Here is an 18,576-nt window from a genome sequence, read left to right on the forward strand (position 1 = left end):
AGGATGTCTTTCTTCCCACGAATTTTTGGCATTAACTGGCAGCAGATGCAGGCAAAGGTGCGTTATCGCATCTTGATTTTAACCTTGCTCCCGATATTGTTAACCTTGGTAAGCTTAGTGTTTATCACCATCTACTGGAACATTAGCTACACGGGCAAGCAGCTGTTTATGAAGGTGAAAGCTGATCTTACTGTTGCCAATAACACCTTAATTTCAGTGCAGCGCAGTCAAGAGAAGCAGCTTGAGATGGTGATGGAATCTTGGCCATTTCAAAATGACTTTAGATTGTTTTCCGGCACTAAACAAAAATATAGAGATGAGATAGATAGTTTACTCGAAGAGCGAAAAGAGCAGCTTAATTTAGACTTTTTACGGTTAGTGAGTGTCTCTGAAGCGGCAGCCGATCCCGATCTTCGTCAGATGTTGCAGCGAGTGAATGGGGTCACTCCCTTTTCTGGGTTGATGGTGTTATCACCGGAGCGTCTAGCCAGAATTGATCCTGAGTTGGTTAAGCTTGCCAGTATCCCCCTTGTTGAAACGCCTAGATCTCAAAAGCCAAGTAAGAGTGTGGAGGAGCGGGGGATGTTGAGCCGTAGCCTGCTCCCTGTGCCCGATGCACATGGTAATGTCTCCTGGTATCTCGATGGCGGTATTTTATTTAATCGCGATATCCGTATTGTCGATCATATTCGCGATCTGGTTTATGACAAGGGCACACTTCCTGAACGCTCTATAGGTACTGTCACTATCTTCCTCGACAATACCCGCATTAGCACCAATGTACCGCTGCACTTTTTCCCCCAAGGCGATCAATCCGTTGGTCGAGCCTTAGGTAGCTTGGTCTCTGAGGAGGTGAAGTCAAAAGTGTTAACTCAGGGGATGCTTTGGGTCGATCGCGCTTTTGTATTTAATGATTGGTTTATCTCGGCTTATGCGCCCCTTGAAGATGTGCAGGGCAAGCGAGTTGGCATGATCTACACAGGATTTTCAGAATCGCCTTTTATCCATAATTATCTACTGAATATTATCGAATTAGGTACCATCTTGATGTTGGTACTGCTGGTATCGGGACTGTTGGTTTATCGAGGGGCGTACAGTTTACTTCAGCCTATTGAGCGTATTCACCATGTTGTTAAGGCGGTGCAGTCGGGACGTAACTTACGTATTGGCTCACTAGGGCTAGAGCGTGACAATGAGCTATCCAATTTGGCGGAGCAGTTTGATCGCATGTTGGATCTGCTGCAGAAGCGTAATACTCAGATCCAAGCGGCAGCAGAGCAGCTTGAGGTGAAGGTGGAGGAGCGCACGCGCAGTCTTCAGGAGAAGACGGTTGAGCTACAAAATAACGTCGAGCTGTTAAATGAAACCAGACAGCAGTTGGTGACCAATGAAAAGCTTACCGCTTTGGGTGAGTTAACGGCGGGTATCGCCCATGAGATCAATAACCCAACAGCGGTTATCTTGGGAAATATGGAGCTGCTTAAGTTTGAATTGGGACAGAACGCCGATTGTGTTGAGGAGGAGATCGAGCTGGTTATCCAGCAGGTGGGACGAATTAGCACTATTATTCGTAGTCTTCTGCAGTACAGCCGACCAGGAGAGTTCAATGCGCCTTTAGAGATGCATCAACTCACCCCTATTATCGAAGAGATGTTGGTGTTGGTTAGGCACTCGATTAAGGAGCAGAAGGTGGTGCTGACTCAGGAGCTCAATGCCAGTTACCCCATTGAGGTTAATCGTCCTCAGCTGCTTCAAGTATTGATTAATTTAGTGGTCAATGCTGCCCATGCGATGAATGAAGATGGACGCATCTGGATACGCACCTATGACTGGGTTGTGAAGGATGAGCCTATTGGTGTGAAGATAGAGGTGGAAGATGAAGGTAAGGGGATCCCTAAGGAGCAACTTAATCGTATCTTCGATCCTTTTTATACCACCAGAGCCGATGGGACAGGATTAGGCTTGTCTCTGAGTTACGGGATCATCAAGCGTATTGGTGGCACCATAGAAGTGAGCTCCACCGTGGGCAAGGGGACGCTATTTACCATAGGTCTCTACCATAAAGCTAAAGAAGATCAGAATGACACCCCCTACAAAGGGCTGCATTTTAACGAGAGTTGATGCTGGGCTGATTGCTAGGCAAAAAAATGCCGGGAAAATTAAATCCCGGCTATAAGAGTGTGTGAGCAATGTCTTGCAGAGAGAACTAGTTCAAAAATTACTAAAATAAGTCAACAGAGATGAAGTGCTTCGTTATCTTATTTCTGAGTAGTTCTTGGAACGCATGCAAATAGTAATCATTATCATTTGGGTTGGCAAGTCTTTTTGTTCACTTTTTTTACTTTTCTGTTAAGTTACTGAATAAAATAGCTTTACGTTATAGCCTTTAGCAACAAGCTTGGCTTGTTGTGGGGAATGCTGTGGATGACCAGTGGATCTTTAAGCTGAAATTTAGACAAAAAAATGCCGGGAAAATAATATCCCGGCTATAAGAGTGTGTGAGCAATGTCGTGCTTTGCAAACTCGTTATACATAACCCGACAAGAATCTGAAGGGAGCGAACAATAACCAGAGATGAAGTGTTTATTAGTTCAGTTATGTATTAAGAGTTTTTGGAACGCATGCAAATAGTAATCATTATCATTTGAGCTGGCAAGTTTTTAATTACCATTTATCCAATCTTTACATTAGGCCACTAATGACTTTTGTAAGCTTATTTTATTAAGTTCTAATTTATCAGTGTCTTGCTTAAGATTGGTGATCTGATATTGGTTTGAAATAAGCATCTTAAGCATGGAGGTAAAGCGATTTAAGGTTTTTACCTCAATCTGATGGTAGCCCTGCTCTTTCGCCCAACGCTCTTGAGTTTGTAGTAGCTGCTTTGCTAAACCTAAGCCTCTGAACTCAGGTAAGATCCCGCCCAACCAGCTGTAGAACTGGCCATTATCACGTTCATATCCCAGTTTAAACCCAGCAACTTCTCCCTCAACCTTGATAAACAATGCCAACATTGGCTTGTCTGATAGGCGTGTTTGATACTCTGTCATTGGGTAAGCGTTATCAAATTCAGGGATCGCTTGATTAAGCTCCATAAGGCTTTGTAACAACTCTGGAGTGACTATGGTTGCTTGCACTATTTCAACTTGATACATCTTGATTCTCTCTGTTTAGCTAGATGCAAAAGAACATTAGCCAGCCATGAAATTGGAAAGGCGGCTATTTTAGTTGAAGCTTGGGTATAAAAACAACTGGTCTGTCCAGTATTTTTGAGGAAATTTTACACAAAATTGAGAGGGGGCTCGCTAAGCAATTAATTAGCAAGCATTAACGGTGTAATGCTTGCTTGGTCGTGTTGGCGCTTAGGCTAAGTTTTGTTGGTCACCAGTAGCCTGAGATGGATTAACTATCTTCTGCTCGAGTATTTTTAGCAAAACGCCGTAGGCAGGCAAGAATAGGCCTAAGCTGACAATCAGTTTAAATCCATAATCTACCGTTGCGATTTCGGGCCAGTGCTGAGCCATAAAGGCATCAGTTGAAGCGTAAAAGGCCAGAGCGAAAAAGACAATCGTATCTACCAGATTGCCTATTAAGGTTGAAGCTGCTGGAGCTACCCACCAAGAGCGAGTATCTCTGAGTTTTGCAAATACAGTGATATCCATTAATTGACCGACTAAGTAGGCGGCAAAACTGGCAAAGGCGATACGAAATACAAAGGTATTAAATTCAGATAGTGAACTTAGTCCTTGAAAGCTGCCTTGATGAAAGAGTACTCCCATTAGGTAGGAGATAAGCAGCGCTGGCAGCATCGCCTTGAGGATAATGCGCCGTGCCGGACTTTGGCCAAATATTCTGACGGTCAGATCCGTTGCCAAATACACAAATGGAAAGCTAAATGCGCCCCAAGTGGTATGAAACCCAAAGATCTGAAAGGGCAGTTGAACCAAGTAATTACTGGCGCAAATAATGGAGATATGGAAGCCGACGAGCAACAATAGTGCACGACGGACCTGTGTGGTCGTTAAGGTTAACATCTTGTGGCCTTTTTAATTACGTTTTCACGGTCGCGGGGTGAGGGAACCCGCTGTTGCATATAACTTGTTTGAATTTCGGTGGCGATAATGAATGATTAAGTCGCTTCGGATCCTGTTAAGGGCGAAGAATTATAGAGATCTTTTCGTGAGTGACAAGTGCATTTTTAAGATACTCATCAAAAATGGATAAATTGTTCTAAAATTAGGTGACGGTATTCCCTGACTATCTATTGATTGGCACTGAGTACTTTTAGATTAACGAGAGCGCGCTAACTCTCAACAATGGCCTATAACAATATAATGAATAGACTAAAAATCTACTTGTTCATACTCTGCTCAAGCTGGGTTTCTCCTCAGTTAATGGCAACCCCTCAAACCATACAGGTCGCGACTGAGTCTTGGCTTGGTTACACCAATGAAGATGGAACTGGATTCTACTTCGATATCTTAAAACATGTTTTTCCACAAAAGGATTGGACGCTTGAGATAGACATAGCTCCCTTTTCCAGAGTCAGGTACCTGCTCAATCATGAACGTGCCGATATAGCGTTAGGCTTCTATGTGGGTGATAAAACGAAGGCGCTATATAGTGAACATGCGGTTGAGGTTGATAGTGTCGATGTTGCGTTAACACCTGAAATGGCACAGATATGGGAGGGGGTTAATAGCCTCTCTTTTAAAAAAGTGCAGGCGTTGCTGGCCTATCGCTACGATGAGTTTATTGATGTTCCCATGTATTACGAGGAGAGCAGCAACTTATTGGATATGCTTAATCGAGTTAATCGGGGTCGGATAGATGCGGTACTGGACTATAAGCCAGCTATGCTAGCGAAAGCTGCAAAATTGGCTCAGCCCAGACAATTCGTGATTATTGAGAATATATTTCAAGCCGAGATCTATTTTGTGTTTGCCCAAAACAGTAAGGGAGCGCTATTAAAAGCTCACTTCGATATTGAGCTACAAAAAATGATCGACAGTGGTGAGCTAGATAGACTATTCCAGCAGTATATGGGTCAGGAGGCCAGCAGACTTTTGCGTTAGATACCAATCAGTACAAAGATTTGATCGCTCTATGCTAATTGGTATTAAAGCTCGGTAAGAATTGAGAGTATGGTGGTGAGTTTATTCTCCAGCTCTATCCACTCAGAGTCGGCCTCAGATCCTGACACTATGCCTGCTCCAGCAAACAAGTTGATACGACCAGGTTCGATTAGCGCGCTGCGAATCGCCACAGCAAATTCACTCTCGTACTTGTTAAAGTAACCACATGCCCCCGCATACCAACCTCTGGCATAGCCTTCACTTTGGCGAATAAAACTCATGGCAGGCTCTTTGGGTAAACCACCAACTGCCGGTGTTGGATGTAGCGCTTGAAGTAACTGAAAGTCATCAACCCCAGGCTTTAACTCCGCACGAATTGAGCGATGAAGGTGCTGAATGTGACTGAGCTTAAACACTTTAGGAATGCTCTCTGCACCCACATAATTACTCAGAGGTGTTAGCGCATCGACAATATGATCTTTGACCAATCGGTTCTCATGGCTATTCTTATTATCTTCCATCAGTGTCTGAGCAAGCACCTTGTCCTCTTCAAGGTTCAAACCTCTGGTAGTGGTGCCTGCCAGAGCCTCGGTGAATAGCTCTCTTTGTCTACGCCGATATAACCGCTCCGGAGTACAGGAGATAAAGGTGCTATCGGGACTAAACTGAAAGCCAAACTGAAAACTGTTTTTATTCCGCCCTTGCCAACAAGCAAGTAGCATCCAAGGATCGACAGGTTGATTTATCTCAAGTTGAGTTAAACGGGAGAGCACAACCTTAGGGGTCTCTTGGATAAACTTTTGATGAGTGACCTGATTAACCAGTTCAGTCCAGCGGTAGCGGTCTGGTCGATCGCTACGACTTAAGATATTTATCTTGTTTGGTGGTGGTAGAGGCTTTGGAGAAGCAAGCTGAGCTAAGCTCGTCATGGCCTGATCGCGTTCTGATTCGGCGTTACCCGTTTCGCAGTTTAGGTTTACCAGCAGCTTGTAGTCGTTACCATGACGCCTAAGCTCGACCCGAGGAAGGACAAAGTGGGCACGGCCAAATTCAGGCCAACACTCTGTGGTTCTATCGAAAGCAACGCCACCGTAATAACGGATATCTTGATTGTTTGAGAGCGCTCTTTGCTTCTGATATTCAATAGAGAGTTGATTATCATCAATATTATCTGCGTAGAAGAAATCTTTACAGCAACCGATCGCTGCCACTTCCTCTTCCGTGTCTCTGCCCTTCCAATAGATCCTTGGGTAGCAAGGTTGAGCTGCAAGCCAAGCGATGGCTGGAACAGGCTTAATAGACACAGACAGTTGAATGATAGGATCGCTTTGTGTTTGAAATTTGAGTTGTTTTAAAGTGTCAGTAAGAGAGGCAATAGCCTGTGACAACGAGTAGACAGCCAATTCAAACTCCAAAACATATCAGAAATAACGAAGATTACAGCTAAGGCCAGATCCCTAAATAGTGGGGAATAGCAAAGTATCAAGCGTGTGAACAATAATCTTTAACACAAAGTAATGTGCGCGGGAAAAAGTGTCAAGTTGCAGCCTGCCAAGCTGTGAGGTTAGCCGTAAATTCAACACTGAACCTCCTATTTTGAACGTATTTTCATGAGCTTGGCTATATTCGTTAAGCGTGTTTCTTTTTGTCCAAAACCCTGTCCATCTTAGACATTTTGTCCTTCTTGTGTTGCCTCTTCCTCAGATAATGTATGAATTAGTCGATCTAGGTTTGTTTTATGATTTTATTTGCTTGAGCGATAGTGAGTGCTCTTTAAAAATAGCGCCAAATATATCGTTAGGGTTATGAAACTAGATGAAAAAACAACAAAAAGTGCTGAGAGTATCTAGCTTGGCGCTAGCCATGAGCTTGGCTTATCAGGTTCAGGCTGATGAAATCGAAAGAGATCCAATTCTTGATGTGACAGACGTTATTGTGGTGCACGGTGAGCGCGCTTCAGTAACCGAGGCCGCTACGACTCATTGGAGCGTAGATGCGGAAGAAATTAAGGCGTCAGGCGCACAGAGTTTAGATCAAGTTCTTGAAAACGTTCCAGGGGTTTATGTGCGCGTGGGTGGTGATTCAACTCCACGAGTTGATATTCGAGGTTTAAAAACGCGCCACATTACTTTCTTAATTAACGGTGTACCAGCAAGTAGCACCGAAGATGGTCAGTTTGATCCAAGTGTTATCCCAACGAATCTAATTGCTCGAGTTGATGTTTCTGTTGGTCCTACATCTGTGCTGTATGGCCCGGGTGGAAGTGCGGGTGTGATTAACATTATCACTAAGCAAGGTGATGAATCATCTTCGCTGTCAGGTAAAGTAGAATCCGCTGCTGACAATACGCTCAATGCTGATATCAGTGCAGCAGGTTCAGGTGATAACTGGCAAGGTATTATGAGCGTGACTCATCAAGAAACTGATGGCACTCCAATGCCTGATGATTTTGAAGATACGCGCAATCAGATCGGTGATCTGCGCTTTAATTCAGACAGAAAGTTAACTAACTACTACGCCCAAGGTAGTTACTTCATCAACGATTCAACTAAGTTAATGGCTAATTACACTCAGCGTGATGGTGAGTGGGGGAAAGCACCTACCGTTGACCGCAAGAAAGCTCCCTCAAGGATTGAAGATTTCAATGAGCAAAGCATGCAACTTGGTGCAGCCCATGAAATAAACGAGAAGTATGTTGTTCGTGGTTTTGTCTACTATAACCAAACAGATATGGTTGAAAACTTCTATAACCATAGAATGAACAACCTAAATAGTATTGTTGAAAGTACCTCTAAAGTCAGCGGTACTAACCTTCAATTTATTAGCGAATTTGATTATGGCGCAGTGTTAACCACCTCTGTCATTGTTGAAAAGCAAGATTGGTTCTCTCATACAGATAAAATTCGTAGTGAAAAAGGCACGGGCAGTGGTGGCGGCTCTGGCGGCGGTCAAGGCAGTTCTGGTGATATCGATGAAAGCTTGATGGTTTATACCGGTGCTGCAGAGTACCAATATCAAGATGACGGTATATATGGCTACAGCTTAGGTGTTGCGGTTCACAATTACGATCTTGATGTGAACAGTGAGACAGACTTTTCAGCGCAAGCGTCTGCATTTTACCAAGTCACAGACTCAAGCCGTATCCATACAGGTCTTGCTCGAAAAGTTCGTTATCCATCGATCAGCGATCTTTACGCGCCTAACAGCGGTAACGTGAACCTAAAAGCCGAAGTTGCTAACCAGTTTGAACTGGGTCTACAGCAATCTCTACCTTTCGATACTCAGTTAGATATCAGTAGCTACATAACTGATGCCAATGATTACATTGCTAAAGATGATAACAACCACGAGCAAAACATTGGTGATTATCGCTTTATGGGGGTTGATTTGCAGATGACGAATCAATATTTCGATAGCCTAGGTTTAACGTTTGCCTATAGCTACATCGATACCGAGGACCGTGCTACTAATGAGCGTTTGCAATACCGTCCGACCCATAACTTGCGCCTGCAAGCGAGCTATGACTTCTCCTTTGGTTTAACGACACGTTTAAATGCTGAGCGCGTTATTGATCAAGTGAATGGCAAAGGTGTTCAGCTAGATAATTACACCTTAGTTGACCTAAGTTTGAGCCAGAATATCTGGCATGACAATTTAGAGTTATATGTCCGAGCTACAAACCTATTTGATGAACTTTATTATCAAAGCGACTTTATGCCACAGGCGGGTCGTCAGGTGTTTGTCGGTATTAACTGGCAGCTTTAGTCCATGAGTTTACTTGAGCTAGATGGGGTGAGTTTTCGCTATGACTGTGGCGAGCCGTTTATTCTGGAGGATCTTAATCTCCAGATTAAACCGGGTGAGTGTCACTGTATTAGCGGGCCGACTGGCTCAGGTAAATCGACGCTGCTTAAGTTGATTATGGGTGTTCTTTCACGGCCCTTTGACGGTGAAATGATTAGAACTGGTGACTTAACACTGGGTCTAGTGATGCAAGATCCCAATGTGCAGTTTATCCGTCAAAGTGTGGGGGCTGAGGTTGCTTTTGCACTGGAAAACTTATGTGTTCCGCTTGAGTTAATGCGGGCTAAAGTGATCTCCGCCTTAAGAAAGGTGGGTCTGTTTGTTCGCTTAGATATGCCGATTGAGCAGTTGTCTTTGGGGCAGAAGTACCGCGTCATGATAGCGGCTCAACTGGTTTTCGAGCCCGAGATACTCCTACTTGATGAGCCTTGGGCTCAACTCGATAACTCTGGGGTTGAAGAGCTTATATTGGTCTTGTCACAGCTAAAACGTGACGGGGTTGCGGTGCTGCTGGTGGATCATAACCCAAGGGCGTTTAGCGAGCTGGTTGATGCTTTTTATCATATGAAAGATGGAAGCTTAGTGGCTGGCTGTTTACCACCTGTTACTGTCGAGCATCTTGTTGGTGCTCCTGTATTGCTCGACACTTGCGTGGTGCAAGCTGAACCATTTGAGTTCAGCTTTATCGATCAAGCGCCACTGTTTAAGAGCGTAGAACCCTTAGCTATCTATAGTGGCGAGATTATCGCTCTGATAGGCGATAACGGTACTGGCAAGAGCAGTTTTTTGAAAACTCTTGCGGGGATCCAAGCGGATATCGGTAAGCTGCCTCTCACTGTGCTAGGCAAGCAACCTAAATTAGGTATTTTTGGCGCTGAGATGGGACTCCTGCTACAGGCGCCTAATCGTCAACTGTTTGAAGAGACTGTTTTAGGGGAGTTGCAGTTTAGCCTAAAGCGTTTCGGCTTGCCGCTACATCGGGCTGAGCAGTTGTTGGATGAGCTGGAGTTAAGCCATTTAGCCGAGCACTCTCCTCACAAACTCTCCTATGGTCAGCAACATATGGTGGCATTGGCCTCTTTAGTCTGCCTAAGGCCTAAAGTGCTTCTGCTCGACGACCCGTTTGCTGGGTTAGATGCTGAGTACCTTAATCGTGTCTGGTCTTTGCTGGTCAATCTTAGTCATAGGGGAAGTGCAATTTTACTGACGAGTCATCGGCAGATGGTAAACCTACCTGTCACTCGGTATTGGCAGGTCGAAGCGGGCTTTCTGCGCTGCGAATATGATCCCTCTGTTACTCAAACCTTGCAGTTCGGTTAGGTGAGTTTTGACTATGAAAACTAGGAGAGGTGTTCGTCATTCAACACTGGAACGAAACGCTGATAGAGGCTCAAAGTCCATTGGCTGGACTGCTGGTGCGCTGAGCTTAGCGTTAATCTTATCGAGTAGCGCATTTTTCATCCCACAAGATTATCTATTGGCGCTTATCGTTTGTGACATTGTCTTGGTTATCCATGGTGTTTTTCGCCGTGGTGACTTTTGGGTTCTGGGACGGGTGTTTCTCGTTCAACTTGCAATCACTCTGACGCTCTATTACTTAATTCACGGCCAAGAACAGCTAGTCCAAGGGGCCTTAGCTGTGGTTAGGGTGTTGCTGGCATTTATTCCTGGTTGGTGGCTATCAGTGAGCTGTAAGCCTGAGCAGATAGGTGAAGTCCTTGCCTGGATATTACCAGTCAAATGGGCCTTTGTTATCGCTGCCTCGTTAAGTTTACTGCCGACAATGACAACTGAGATTCGAGAGATATACCAAACTCAATGTCTGCGAGGGGCAAAAATATCCCCCAAGGCGTTGAGAGATCCAAGAAATTGGGCCGAGTTGATCCATTGCGTTGTTTTTCCACTCCTTATTCAACTGCTTAAGCTATCTAAGCAAACTGCGATGGCTGCTCAACTGCGTTATTTTGGCAAACATAAACGCACGACTCACTGGCGTTAGTCGTGCTCATCATTAAAGAAGGTTGTTATGGGTAAAGTTTTAAATTTCAGTCTGCAGGATGCACTTTTTATCGGTTTTTGCGCCACCTTACTGGTCGCACTAAAGAGCATGTTACGCCTTAAGTTAGGCATAACAGGTCACTCTATGTTTCTGATGACATTTTTCTATCTTATCTGCTACGGGGTTGTTGGTCGTGTGGGCTGTATTACCGCCTGTGGTCTGCTGTCTGGCTTGGTTGCCATGATGCTGAGTATCGGAAAAGGGGGCCCTTTGATCCTGATAAAGTTCGGTTTACCTGCCTTAGCGATGGACTTGAGCATGTTGCTGTTTTCTGGACTGTTGACCTTAAAGCTACGCTGTATTGTCGTTGGTTTAGTTGGTTGCTTTGCCTGGGCTGCCAAAAGCTGGGTTGAAAATCTGCTGGTGGGGATGACTATTCAGGTAGCCTTGGTGCAGTTTATGTTGAGTATGCTCAAGGGGGGCGTATTTACCATTTTGGCTGCATTAATGGTTCCCTCTGTGTTAAGTCGATTAAAAGCACATGATCTACTGTTTAACGAAGATGTGAAGTAACTCCTTGTGAGTGGTTACTTAGCTTGATTGCTAATTCTATTGCACTATTTTTCTAGGAAAAAAAAATGAATCTACCCCCATTGAAATCTTGGCTTATCTGTATTGATGATACCGATGATATTGGCACTAAAGGTACCGGTGAGATTGCTGAAGAGATTGCCAATCTGCTTTGTGATAGCACAAGTCTGCAACCTTGGGTGACCCGCCATCAGCTATTTGTACATCCAGATATCCCCTATACCTCTCACAACAGTGCCATGTGTTTTCGATTGGAGACTCAGGCGCAGCTTGAGCAGATAAAGCAGGTAGCGGTGAAGCATCTAGTTGAACAGAGTGCGCCAGCATCGGATCCTGGTTTAGCGATATTAGAGCTCGACACTGAGTTTGACTCAAACGCATTGGTTGAGTTTGGTTTGCTGGCCAAAAAAGAGGTGATAACTAAACCACAAGCCTATGAGTTGGCAGAAAAGTTGGGTGTATCACTCAGTGAGCATGGTGGTACAGGGCAAGGGGTGATTGGTGCGTTGGCTGGGTTAGGCTTACGCCTTTATGGTCAAGATGGCCGGGTGAAGGGGCAAGTTGATCTAGGTCAAGAGGAGTCTGAAGAGGGGGTTAAGTTAACCGTTGCCGAGGTACTTAAGCGGACTGGGCTGGGTAGGGTTATCAGCATCGAGGGTGAGATCTTAGATGCTTGTGAAATCTTGCACCTCACTAAGAAGGTAAAAGCTATCTACTATCAACATGAGTTTTCCTTGCTGGTTTATCGCCATGAAGGGCGCTGGTGTAATGCACTGAAAAAACATCTGAAGGCATATTAATCATGGAGAAAGTTATCGCGAGTTTTGAGTTTGATGGACAAGTGTTTCGCTTCAGGTTTGGTAATGAAAATGAGCTTGAGTCACGGAAAACTGCCAATGAGTGTTATCAATTCACGCCCGATGATGAGGATGAGCAGATCGATGACTTCCCTACCTCCTGCTATAACTGCATGAACAGACGTTGGCTTATCGATGGGATGGCATGTTCAAAGATTGAACGGATTTAATGTTGAATAGTAAAATCTATTTACTAAGAGGTATTTAATTTATATGAATCACTTAACCATAATGGCACTAAGGTTTTATGTTTTGATTTTTATCGGTTTTTTAGTTTATTAGTTGGTCTGGCCTCGCTAGTATATACTCTTCTAAAAAAATTAAAGAAGGTAAGCCGTACTAATATATTAATAAACGCTTACTGGTTTTTATCTTCTTTGGGAGAGTTTGTTCGTATGGTTGAATCGGTAGAATCTAAGGCTCATGTTAAGTTTCCTGTCTCAAAATTGAGCGTAGGTATGTTTGTTACATCGATTGATAATGATGGGCAAGTGGCCATAACCAATGCTGGTCAGATTAAAGACAGAGAAGCGATTAACAAGCTCATCAAAAATGGTATTAAATATGTTTGGGTCGATAAGGAGAGATCTGCCGACTCCTGTGGTTTTAAAAATACGGTCCAACCTCCTCCAACAGTAAAGAAGAAAGCCCCATCTAGAGAAGCATCACAACAAAAAGCCAAAAAGTTAGTGACCGAAGCGAAAGATCTATTAGCTAAAGTCTTGTCTGAAACCTTCGAGGGAAAGGCGATAGAGGTCGCACCTTTTGAGGAGTTTGCTGATAACCTTATTGATTCTGCTCTGCTTGATTCCGATGCACTCAAATGTGTGTCAGCATTAAGAACAAAAGATGCCTATCTGCTTGAACACTCCGTCAATGTCGCCTTTTTATTGATCACCTTTGGTCAGCACCTTAACCTTGATAAGCAAAAGCTTAAGGAGATGGCTGTCGGTGGCATATTGCATGATGTGGGTAAGATTCAAGTCGATGATAAAGTACTCCACAAACCGGGCAAGTTGAGCCAGGAGGAGTTTGAGCACATGAAGAAGCATCAGAACTTCGCCATGAATATTATGTCAAAAACCGATGGCATATCGCAGATAAGCAAAGATGTTTGTTTGATGCATCATGAGAAGCTTGATGGTAACGGTTACCCCAATGGATTAAAGGGAGAGGAGCTGCCACTTCATGGGCGTATGAGCTGTATTGTGGATATTTATGACGCCTTAACTGCTAAGCGTTGTTACAAAGATGCCATGAGTCCAGCAGCGGCATTTAAAGTGTTACTTAGCTTAACCCCTTTTCACTTAGATGAAGCATTGGTTTATCAGTTTATTCGCTCTGTTGGCGTCTATCCCGTAGGCTCTCTTGTTGAGCTCTCTGATGGTCGAATAGGGATTGTATGGCATGCAAAAGGTAGAGATGCACTACACCCGATACTGAAATGCTTCTATTCTATTAAACATAAACGCTATCTCGATGTGACGTTCGTTGATCTGCTTAAGAGTGATGCCAATATTGAACGCGGTATTTCCCCCTGTAGCCTCGATGTCGATCCAGCTCCATTTTATTGATCTATTTTATAAGTATATGCTTTTAAAGGGGCTAAGCCCCTTTAGGGCCATTTTTCGTTTTATGGCGTTGAAATTGATATAATTCACTCCATGTTTCGCTGCTTCTAGGTATTCCTCTTGTCAAAAAATCGCATATTTACCACCGCTATTTTGCTTATCTCCCTCGCTCTTTTAATCCCAGGTGTCACTCAGCCAATTCTGAGCATTAGTGGATCCATAGAGAAATCAGAGCTGACTAAAGCGGGGATAGATCAGCTGGCAACAAGCTTGGGAGATAACTCTGCGAGCGGCAATACCAGAGGTATGCTCTCCATGTTTAGTGGAATGTTAGGACTCAATGATCTGGAGGGGGAAGTTGAAGTCTTTCAGAAAACACGCAGTATCTGGGGAACAGTAGATGAGCTGTTTAGATCAGGAAATGCTGCCGTTGCAGCTTTAGTTATGCTGTTCAGCGTTATTATTCCAGTATTAAAGCTCTCATTAATGTTGCTACAACAACTGCCGATCACCCCCTCATTTAGACAGGCGATCACAGGCTTTACCACTAAGATTAGCAAGTGGTCGATGGCCGATGTGTTTGTGGTTGCGCTCATCGTCACCTATATGGCGGGTAATGCCTCGGCAGGCATGGGAGAGATGCTGAAAACCACGGCGAATTTTGAGGTCGGTTTCTACTATTTCAGTGCTTACTGTCTCTTTTCTATTGCCAGTACCTATCTGGTTAATACTGATGTTACAGAGTCAGATACTAGCTTGCCAGAAACTGAGAGAACTTAAGGTTTTCACCTGTTTGAGATCTGCGTGAACTCTCAAAAATCACTTAGGTAGGCCTGTGCTCACAAGTTTGTTAGTCGTTAGATATTTAATTGAATTTAACAGTGTGAATTAACTCTATCTCAGTATGATTTTATCAATTGAGAGACCTATGAAACGTCGAGATTTTATCACTGCTGGCGGCATTGCTGTTGCGAGCGCCCTATTTGCACCACACTTGTTTGCTACACCAAAGGGGAAGCCCTTGAAGATTCTCGCTTTAGTGTTTGATGATTATGAAACACTAGACTTACACGGTCCTGTTGAGATGCTGGGACATATGAGTCATGTGCAGATTCTGTTGGTGGGGGCCAAATCTATCATTAGAAGCTATCAGGGCCCTAAAGTGGTGACCGATATCTCGATGGAGCAGGTGACGCCCTGTGATCTTTTGATTGTCCCCGGTGGGATCGGCACCCGAACACTCGTTGAGGACAGTGAGTTGTTGAGTTGGCTACAAGCTCAGGAAAAGGTCTCTAAGAAGGTGTTTTCTATCTGTACGGGCTCCGCTCTATTAGCTAAAGCTGGCATTTTAGACGGTGTTAATGCCACGACCAATAAGATGGCTTATCAATGGGTAACAAGCTTATCTCAGAGAGTCCACTGGCAACCAAGTGCACGTTGGGTTGATGAGGGGAAGTTTCTGACCTCATCTGGCGTCTCCGCTGGAACAGATGCAGCCCTGTTTTATGTCCGCCAACTACGTGGTGAAGAGGAAGCAAGACGTATTGAACGGTTAACTGAGTATCACTGGAATGATGACTCGACTAATGATCCTTATGCCGTTGAGGTGTAATTAAAATTTCCGCCTTAGTTGTTATAGCTATTTATTAGTAAAAACGAGTATTTGTGAATTAATTGGAATATGAGAAATAATAACCACTTCTAATAGAGCTGCTTTGCATCTCTATTTATGCCACTACGTGGCGTTATATGGATTGAGTTCAAAGCGATGGAACTCTAGTCTGTTGGAGGACTGGCATGAAGAAGTGGTTAATTGTTTTATCTTGTACTGTATTCGTTGCAGCCTCACTGCTGACTAGCGGACTGACTCGTGCGCTAATTGATCTTGTTGCCTTTGCTAGTCTGCTGTGGATCGTACTGGTAATGAGATCAGATCCTAGCTCAAAGCAGGATATATAGCAGAGAGCTCACTCCGATAGCCAACCAAAGTATTACCCCTAAGGCGAGAGGTTTAACGCCTGCCGCCCGCATCTTTTTGACCGTGATCCCCGCACCAATTAAAAATAAACAAAGCACTAAAACACGCTTCGATAGGGCAAATATCACCTCAAAAGCCGCTTCTCCTTGAGGAAAAAAGTGGGCTATGGCGATGGCCAGACAGTAGAAGCCGATAAAGTAGGGGATGGTGATGCGCTTCTTATCTCCACCAAAAATGATGGCACTGATCAGCGCGATGGGAATGATCCATAGTGCTCTGGCTAGCTTGATGGTGGTCGCTGTAACGAGTGCTTCTTCACCATAGGCAGATGCAGCACCGACCACTGAGGAGGTGTCGTGGATCGCAATCGCACTCCATACGCCGAAATCATATTGGCTCATTGACAATAGATGACCTAGAGTGGGAAAGAGAAACAGGGCGATGGAGTTGAGTATAAATATGGTTGCTAGCGCAATGGCGGTCTGGTCGCTTTTTGCATTGATCGCTGGAGAAACTGCCGCAATGGCACTTCCACCACAAATCGCTGTGCCTGCAGAGATTAGATGGCCAGTTTTTGTATCAAATTTTAGGGCTTTGGTTAACACTGCACCCAATATTAAGGTGAAGACAATAGAGCCTAAGATAAGCGGAAGGTTAGCTAAACTCACTGATATCGCTGTCTGCAGATGGATCCCAAAGCCGAGTCCTATGATGGAGTAAGAGAGTAGCTTCTTAGTCAAAGTCGCGAGATCGAGATGTGCTGGCACTAGGCCTAAACTAGCCAAGGTAAACCCTAATACTAAGGCAATAGGAGAGGATATCTGAGGTAACAGACACAGGAAGCCAGTAATGACAAAAATAGCGACATGTATTTTATTCTGGGTTTTAGTGTTCATTAAAAGGCTGTCATTAGGTAGCTGTTCAGCCGTAAATTATAGCGTTTGGAATATGTTTAATAAATTAAATAGTGCTGACGGTTAGCGTAAGAAAAATTGAATCTAAGTTCTAGGTACTAGGAAAAGAAGATACGAGGACGGGCTTCGCCCTGCGAGAAAAGGCAAAGAAGGTCCTAGGTTCTAGGAAATGCAAAGATGGAAAAGCATATTTTCAGTAAGTTGGGCTTTAGCCCATCTAGCTTGGTTTATATTAAACATTTGACGGCATAAATGCCGACCTACAGAAAGACTAGAAAGGTTCTAGGAAAGCAGGTCCTAGGAAAAGAAGATACGAGTCGCCCTGCGAGAGCGCGACCTTGTCGCTTCTAGAAAAAGATAGATCCTAGATACGAGGTTCTAGGCCCTAGGAAAAGCACAAGCAAAGAGGTTTCATGAGCCTGCCTTTGAGATGCTTTTTACGCTTTTCCTAGCAGCCAACTTGTTGGCGCCCTAGCAGGTGCGTAGCACCGACCTCGCAGTGAGCTTGCGAACGCCCTAGGATCTATATTTAGAACTTATTTCGCTGTGCTTAGTGCACCTTCCCAAACGATTTGACGGTAACGGTCTGGGTTAGTGTCGCCTTCAGTGCTGAACAGCATGATAATCGCATCTTGGTCTAGACCAAGTTGAGTGCGGTACTCAGTGTACTCTTCACGGCTAGCTAGCATGTACAGTAGGCCAAGATTTAGTGCTCCTGACTCACCGCTAACAATTTTGGTATCGCCTGCTAGCGGGTTACCAAGAATACGCATACCTGTAGCTGTCACTTCATCTTCAACTGATGCGAAGAAGCTGCTGCACTGCTTTAGGATAGGCCAAGTCACTGGGTTAGGCTCGCCACATGCAAGACCTGCCATGATAGAGTTTAACTCGCCAGTTACGGCAACCATCTCACCTTTAATACCAGAGTTGTAGATGCAATCTGCTTTTGCAGGCTCTGCAATAATGGTCTTGAAGTTAGTCGCGCCAACTTTGTCAGCAAAATACCCTAAAATGCCGCCAGCCATTGCGCCAACACCCGCTTGTAGCATTAGGTGAGTTGGCTTAAGACCCATGGCGTCAACTTGCTCTTGGGCTTCAACTGCCATGGTCATATAACCTTGCGAGATCCAAGTTGGGATCTTGTCGTAACCTTCCCATGCAGTATCTTGTACTAGCATCCAACCATTTTCTGTGGCGGTTTGGTTAGCGATACGTACTGTGTCATCGTAGTTACAGTCAGTAACGATACACTCAGCACCTAGATTCTGAATACGAGTTACGCTTGCTTGAGATGAACCTTTTGGCATGTAAACAACAGCCTTTTGGCCCATTTCACGTGCAGCCCAAGCCACACCTGTTCCGTGGTTACCCGCTGTTGCTGTGGCAAACACCAATGGCTCGCTTAGCTTAGCTGCAACGGTTTTCATATCAATTTCACTGATATCTACATTTAAGTGCTCAGCTAATTGTTTACCTAATGCGTAAGAACCGCCTAACACTTTAAAAGCATTTAAACCGAAGCGGTAAGACTCATCTTTTACCAGAATCGCTTTAACACCTAAACGTGCGGCTAGCTGCTCTAGCGAGATAAGCGGAGTCGGTTGATAAGCTTCGATCTGCTGGTGGAATTGACGAGTTTGTTCTGCAACCTGGGCTGTGAAAAGCTCAGAGGTCTCGCCGTTAAAGAAATCATTTTGAGTCAGCTTTAGCATCATAGTAACCACTATATATTATGAACAAAGAGACCTCTGCCACCCTATCTGGAGGAGACAGAGAGGCAGGGGTTG

The 18,576-nt window shown here is 44.4% G+C and carries 17 protein-coding genes; 12 read left to right on the forward strand and 5 right to left on the reverse strand.

Going from position 1 to position 18,576, the window contains the following annotated elements:
- Nucleotides 1-3 precede the first annotated feature (3 nt).
- The gene (locus SWOO_RS00480) at nucleotides 4-2,121 is read left to right on the forward strand and encodes a sensor histidine kinase (RefSeq protein ID WP_012322739.1); all 2,118 of its coding nucleotides are present in this window, start codon (nucleotides 4-6) and stop codon (nucleotides 2,119-2,121) included.
- Between the two features lie 566 nt (nucleotides 2,122-2,687).
- Here the strand turns inward: SWOO_RS00480 and SWOO_RS00485 are convergent.
- Together SWOO_RS00485 and SWOO_RS00490 are read right to left on the reverse strand one after the other, a co-directional pair.
- Nucleotides 2,688-3,152: a GNAT family N-acetyltransferase gene (locus tag SWOO_RS00485; RefSeq protein ID WP_012322740.1), complete on the reverse strand. Its 465-nt coding sequence runs from the start codon at nucleotides 3,150-3,152 to the stop codon at nucleotides 2,688-2,690.
- Between the two features lie 207 nt (nucleotides 3,153-3,359).
- Nucleotides 3,360-4,031 carry a 7-cyano-7-deazaguanine/7-aminomethyl-7-deazaguanine transporter gene (locus SWOO_RS00490; RefSeq protein WP_012322741.1) on the reverse strand — a complete coding sequence of 224 codons (672 nt, stop codon included), beginning with the start codon at nucleotides 4,029-4,031 and terminating at the stop codon, nucleotides 3,360-3,362.
- Between the two features lie 300 nt (nucleotides 4,032-4,331).
- Here SWOO_RS00490 and SWOO_RS00495 point away from each other — a divergent pair, with 300 nt between their 5' ends.
- Nucleotides 4,332-5,072, forward strand: coding sequence for a substrate-binding periplasmic protein (locus tag SWOO_RS00495; protein ID WP_041417863.1), 741 nt, complete (start codon nucleotides 4,332-4,334; stop codon nucleotides 5,070-5,072).
- A gap of 44 nt (nucleotides 5,073-5,116) precedes the next feature.
- Here the strand turns inward: SWOO_RS00495 and SWOO_RS00500 are convergent, their stop codons facing one another.
- On the reverse strand, nucleotides 5,117-6,475 hold the full coding sequence (locus tag SWOO_RS00500) for an isochorismate synthase (protein ID WP_012322743.1): 1,359 nt from the start codon (nucleotides 6,473-6,475) through the stop codon (nucleotides 5,117-5,119).
- Nucleotides 6,476-6,887: 412 nt separating this feature from the next.
- Here SWOO_RS00500 and SWOO_RS00505 point away from each other — a divergent pair, with 412 nt between their 5' ends.
- From SWOO_RS00505 to SWOO_RS25720, 10 genes are all read left to right on the forward strand, one after another.
- Nucleotides 6,888-8,837, forward strand: a complete 1,950-nt coding sequence (locus tag SWOO_RS00505) for a TonB-dependent receptor (protein WP_012322744.1) — start codon at nucleotides 6,888-6,890, stop codon at nucleotides 8,835-8,837.
- A gap of 3 nt (nucleotides 8,838-8,840) precedes the next feature.
- A complete protein-coding gene (locus tag SWOO_RS00510) occupies nucleotides 8,841-10,196 on the forward strand; it encodes an ABC transporter ATP-binding protein (RefSeq protein ID WP_012322745.1) in 1,356 nt (451 codons plus the stop codon).
- A 13-nt stretch (nucleotides 10,197-10,209) separates the two neighbouring features.
- Complete coding sequence (locus SWOO_RS00515; RefSeq protein WP_012322746.1) at nucleotides 10,210-10,875, forward strand: energy-coupling factor transporter transmembrane component T; 666 nt, start codon at nucleotides 10,210-10,212, stop codon at nucleotides 10,873-10,875.
- Between the two features lie 27 nt (nucleotides 10,876-10,902).
- Nucleotides 10,903-11,448 carry a hypothetical protein gene (locus SWOO_RS00520; protein ID WP_012322747.1) on the forward strand — a complete coding sequence of 182 codons (546 nt, stop codon included), beginning with the start codon at nucleotides 10,903-10,905 and terminating at the stop codon, nucleotides 11,446-11,448.
- Nucleotides 11,449-11,528: 80 nt separating this feature from the next.
- Entirely contained in the window at nucleotides 11,529-12,266 is a 738-nt protein-coding gene (locus SWOO_RS00525; RefSeq protein WP_041417864.1) for a DNA-binding protein, read from the forward strand.
- A 2-nt stretch (nucleotides 12,267-12,268) separates the two neighbouring features.
- On the forward strand, nucleotides 12,269-12,493 hold the full coding sequence (locus tag SWOO_RS00530) for a hypothetical protein (RefSeq protein WP_012322749.1): 225 nt from the start codon (nucleotides 12,269-12,271) through the stop codon (nucleotides 12,491-12,493).
- A 225-nt stretch (nucleotides 12,494-12,718) separates the two neighbouring features.
- Entirely contained in the window at nucleotides 12,719-13,897 is a 1,179-nt protein-coding gene (locus tag SWOO_RS00535) for an HD-GYP domain-containing protein (RefSeq protein WP_012322750.1), read from the forward strand.
- 117 nt (nucleotides 13,898-14,014) lie between these two features.
- Nucleotides 14,015-14,674 (forward strand): paraquat-inducible protein A, encoded by a 660-nt coding sequence (locus SWOO_RS00540; RefSeq protein WP_012322751.1) that lies wholly within the window; start codon nucleotides 14,015-14,017, stop codon nucleotides 14,672-14,674.
- Nucleotides 14,675-14,822: 148 nt separating this feature from the next.
- On the forward strand, nucleotides 14,823-15,506 hold the full coding sequence (locus SWOO_RS00545) for a DJ-1/PfpI family protein (protein ID WP_012322752.1): 684 nt from the start codon (nucleotides 14,823-14,825) through the stop codon (nucleotides 15,504-15,506).
- Nucleotides 15,507-15,691: 185 nt separating this feature from the next.
- A complete protein-coding gene (locus tag SWOO_RS25720) occupies nucleotides 15,692-15,853 on the forward strand; it encodes a hypothetical protein (RefSeq protein WP_012322753.1) in 162 nt (53 codons plus the stop codon).
- Here the strand turns inward: SWOO_RS25720 and SWOO_RS00550 are convergent.
- Both SWOO_RS00550 and SWOO_RS00555 read right to left on the reverse strand, forming a co-directional pair.
- On the reverse strand, nucleotides 15,836-16,768 hold the full coding sequence (locus SWOO_RS00550; RefSeq protein WP_012322754.1) for a YeiH family protein: 933 nt from the start codon (nucleotides 16,766-16,768) through the stop codon (nucleotides 15,836-15,838). The two genes, SWOO_RS25720 and SWOO_RS00550, sit on opposite strands and share 18 nt — an antisense overlap.
- 554 nt (nucleotides 16,769-17,322) lie before the next feature.
- Complete coding sequence (locus SWOO_RS00555) at nucleotides 17,323-18,501, reverse strand: diaminopropionate ammonia-lyase (RefSeq protein WP_041417865.1); 1,179 nt, start codon at nucleotides 18,499-18,501, stop codon at nucleotides 17,323-17,325.
- Nucleotides 18,502-18,576 lie beyond the last annotated feature (75 nt).

Source organism: Shewanella woodyi ATCC 51908 (assembly GCF_000019525.1).
GTDB lineage: Bacteria > Pseudomonadota > Gammaproteobacteria > Enterobacterales > Shewanellaceae > Shewanella > Shewanella woodyi.

What these genes read in the sequence shown, in the direction of transcription:
- SWOO_RS00480 (WP_012322739.1), top strand. Translation starts at nt 4, where the DNA reads ATGTCTTTCTTCCCACGAATTTTTGGCATTAACTGGCAGCAGATGCAG.
- SWOO_RS00485 (WP_012322740.1), bottom strand. Translation starts at nt 3,152, where the DNA reads ATGTATCAAGTTGAAATAGTGCAAGCAACCATAGTCACTCCAGAGTTG.
- SWOO_RS00490 (WP_012322741.1), bottom strand. Translation starts at nt 4,031, where the DNA reads ATGTTAACCTTAACGACCACACAGGTCCGTCGTGCACTATTGTTGCTC.
- SWOO_RS00495 (WP_041417863.1), top strand. Translation starts at nt 4,332, where the DNA reads ATGAATAGACTAAAAATCTACTTGTTCATACTCTGCTCAAGCTGGGTT.
- SWOO_RS00505 (WP_012322744.1), top strand. Translation starts at nt 6,888, where the DNA reads ATGAAAAAACAACAAAAAGTGCTGAGAGTATCTAGCTTGGCGCTAGCC.
- SWOO_RS00510 (WP_012322745.1), top strand. Translation starts at nt 8,841, where the DNA reads ATGAGTTTACTTGAGCTAGATGGGGTGAGTTTTCGCTATGACTGTGGC.
- SWOO_RS00515 (WP_012322746.1), top strand. Translation starts at nt 10,210, where the DNA reads ATGAAAACTAGGAGAGGTGTTCGTCATTCAACACTGGAACGAAACGCT.
- SWOO_RS00520 (WP_012322747.1), top strand. Translation starts at nt 10,903, where the DNA reads ATGGGTAAAGTTTTAAATTTCAGTCTGCAGGATGCACTTTTTATCGGT.
- SWOO_RS00530 (WP_012322749.1), top strand. Translation starts at nt 12,269, where the DNA reads ATGGAGAAAGTTATCGCGAGTTTTGAGTTTGATGGACAAGTGTTTCGC.
- SWOO_RS00535 (WP_012322750.1), top strand. Translation starts at nt 12,719, where the DNA reads ATGGTTGAATCGGTAGAATCTAAGGCTCATGTTAAGTTTCCTGTCTCA.
- SWOO_RS00545 (WP_012322752.1), top strand. Translation starts at nt 14,823, where the DNA reads ATGAAACGTCGAGATTTTATCACTGCTGGCGGCATTGCTGTTGCGAGC.
- SWOO_RS25720 (WP_012322753.1), top strand. Translation starts at nt 15,692, where the DNA reads ATGAAGAAGTGGTTAATTGTTTTATCTTGTACTGTATTCGTTGCAGCC.
- SWOO_RS00550 (WP_012322754.1), bottom strand. Translation starts at nt 16,768, where the DNA reads ATGAACACTAAAACCCAGAATAAAATACATGTCGCTATTTTTGTCATT.
- SWOO_RS00555 (WP_041417865.1), bottom strand. Translation starts at nt 18,501, where the DNA reads ATGCTAAAGCTGACTCAAAATGATTTCTTTAACGGCGAGACCTCTGAG.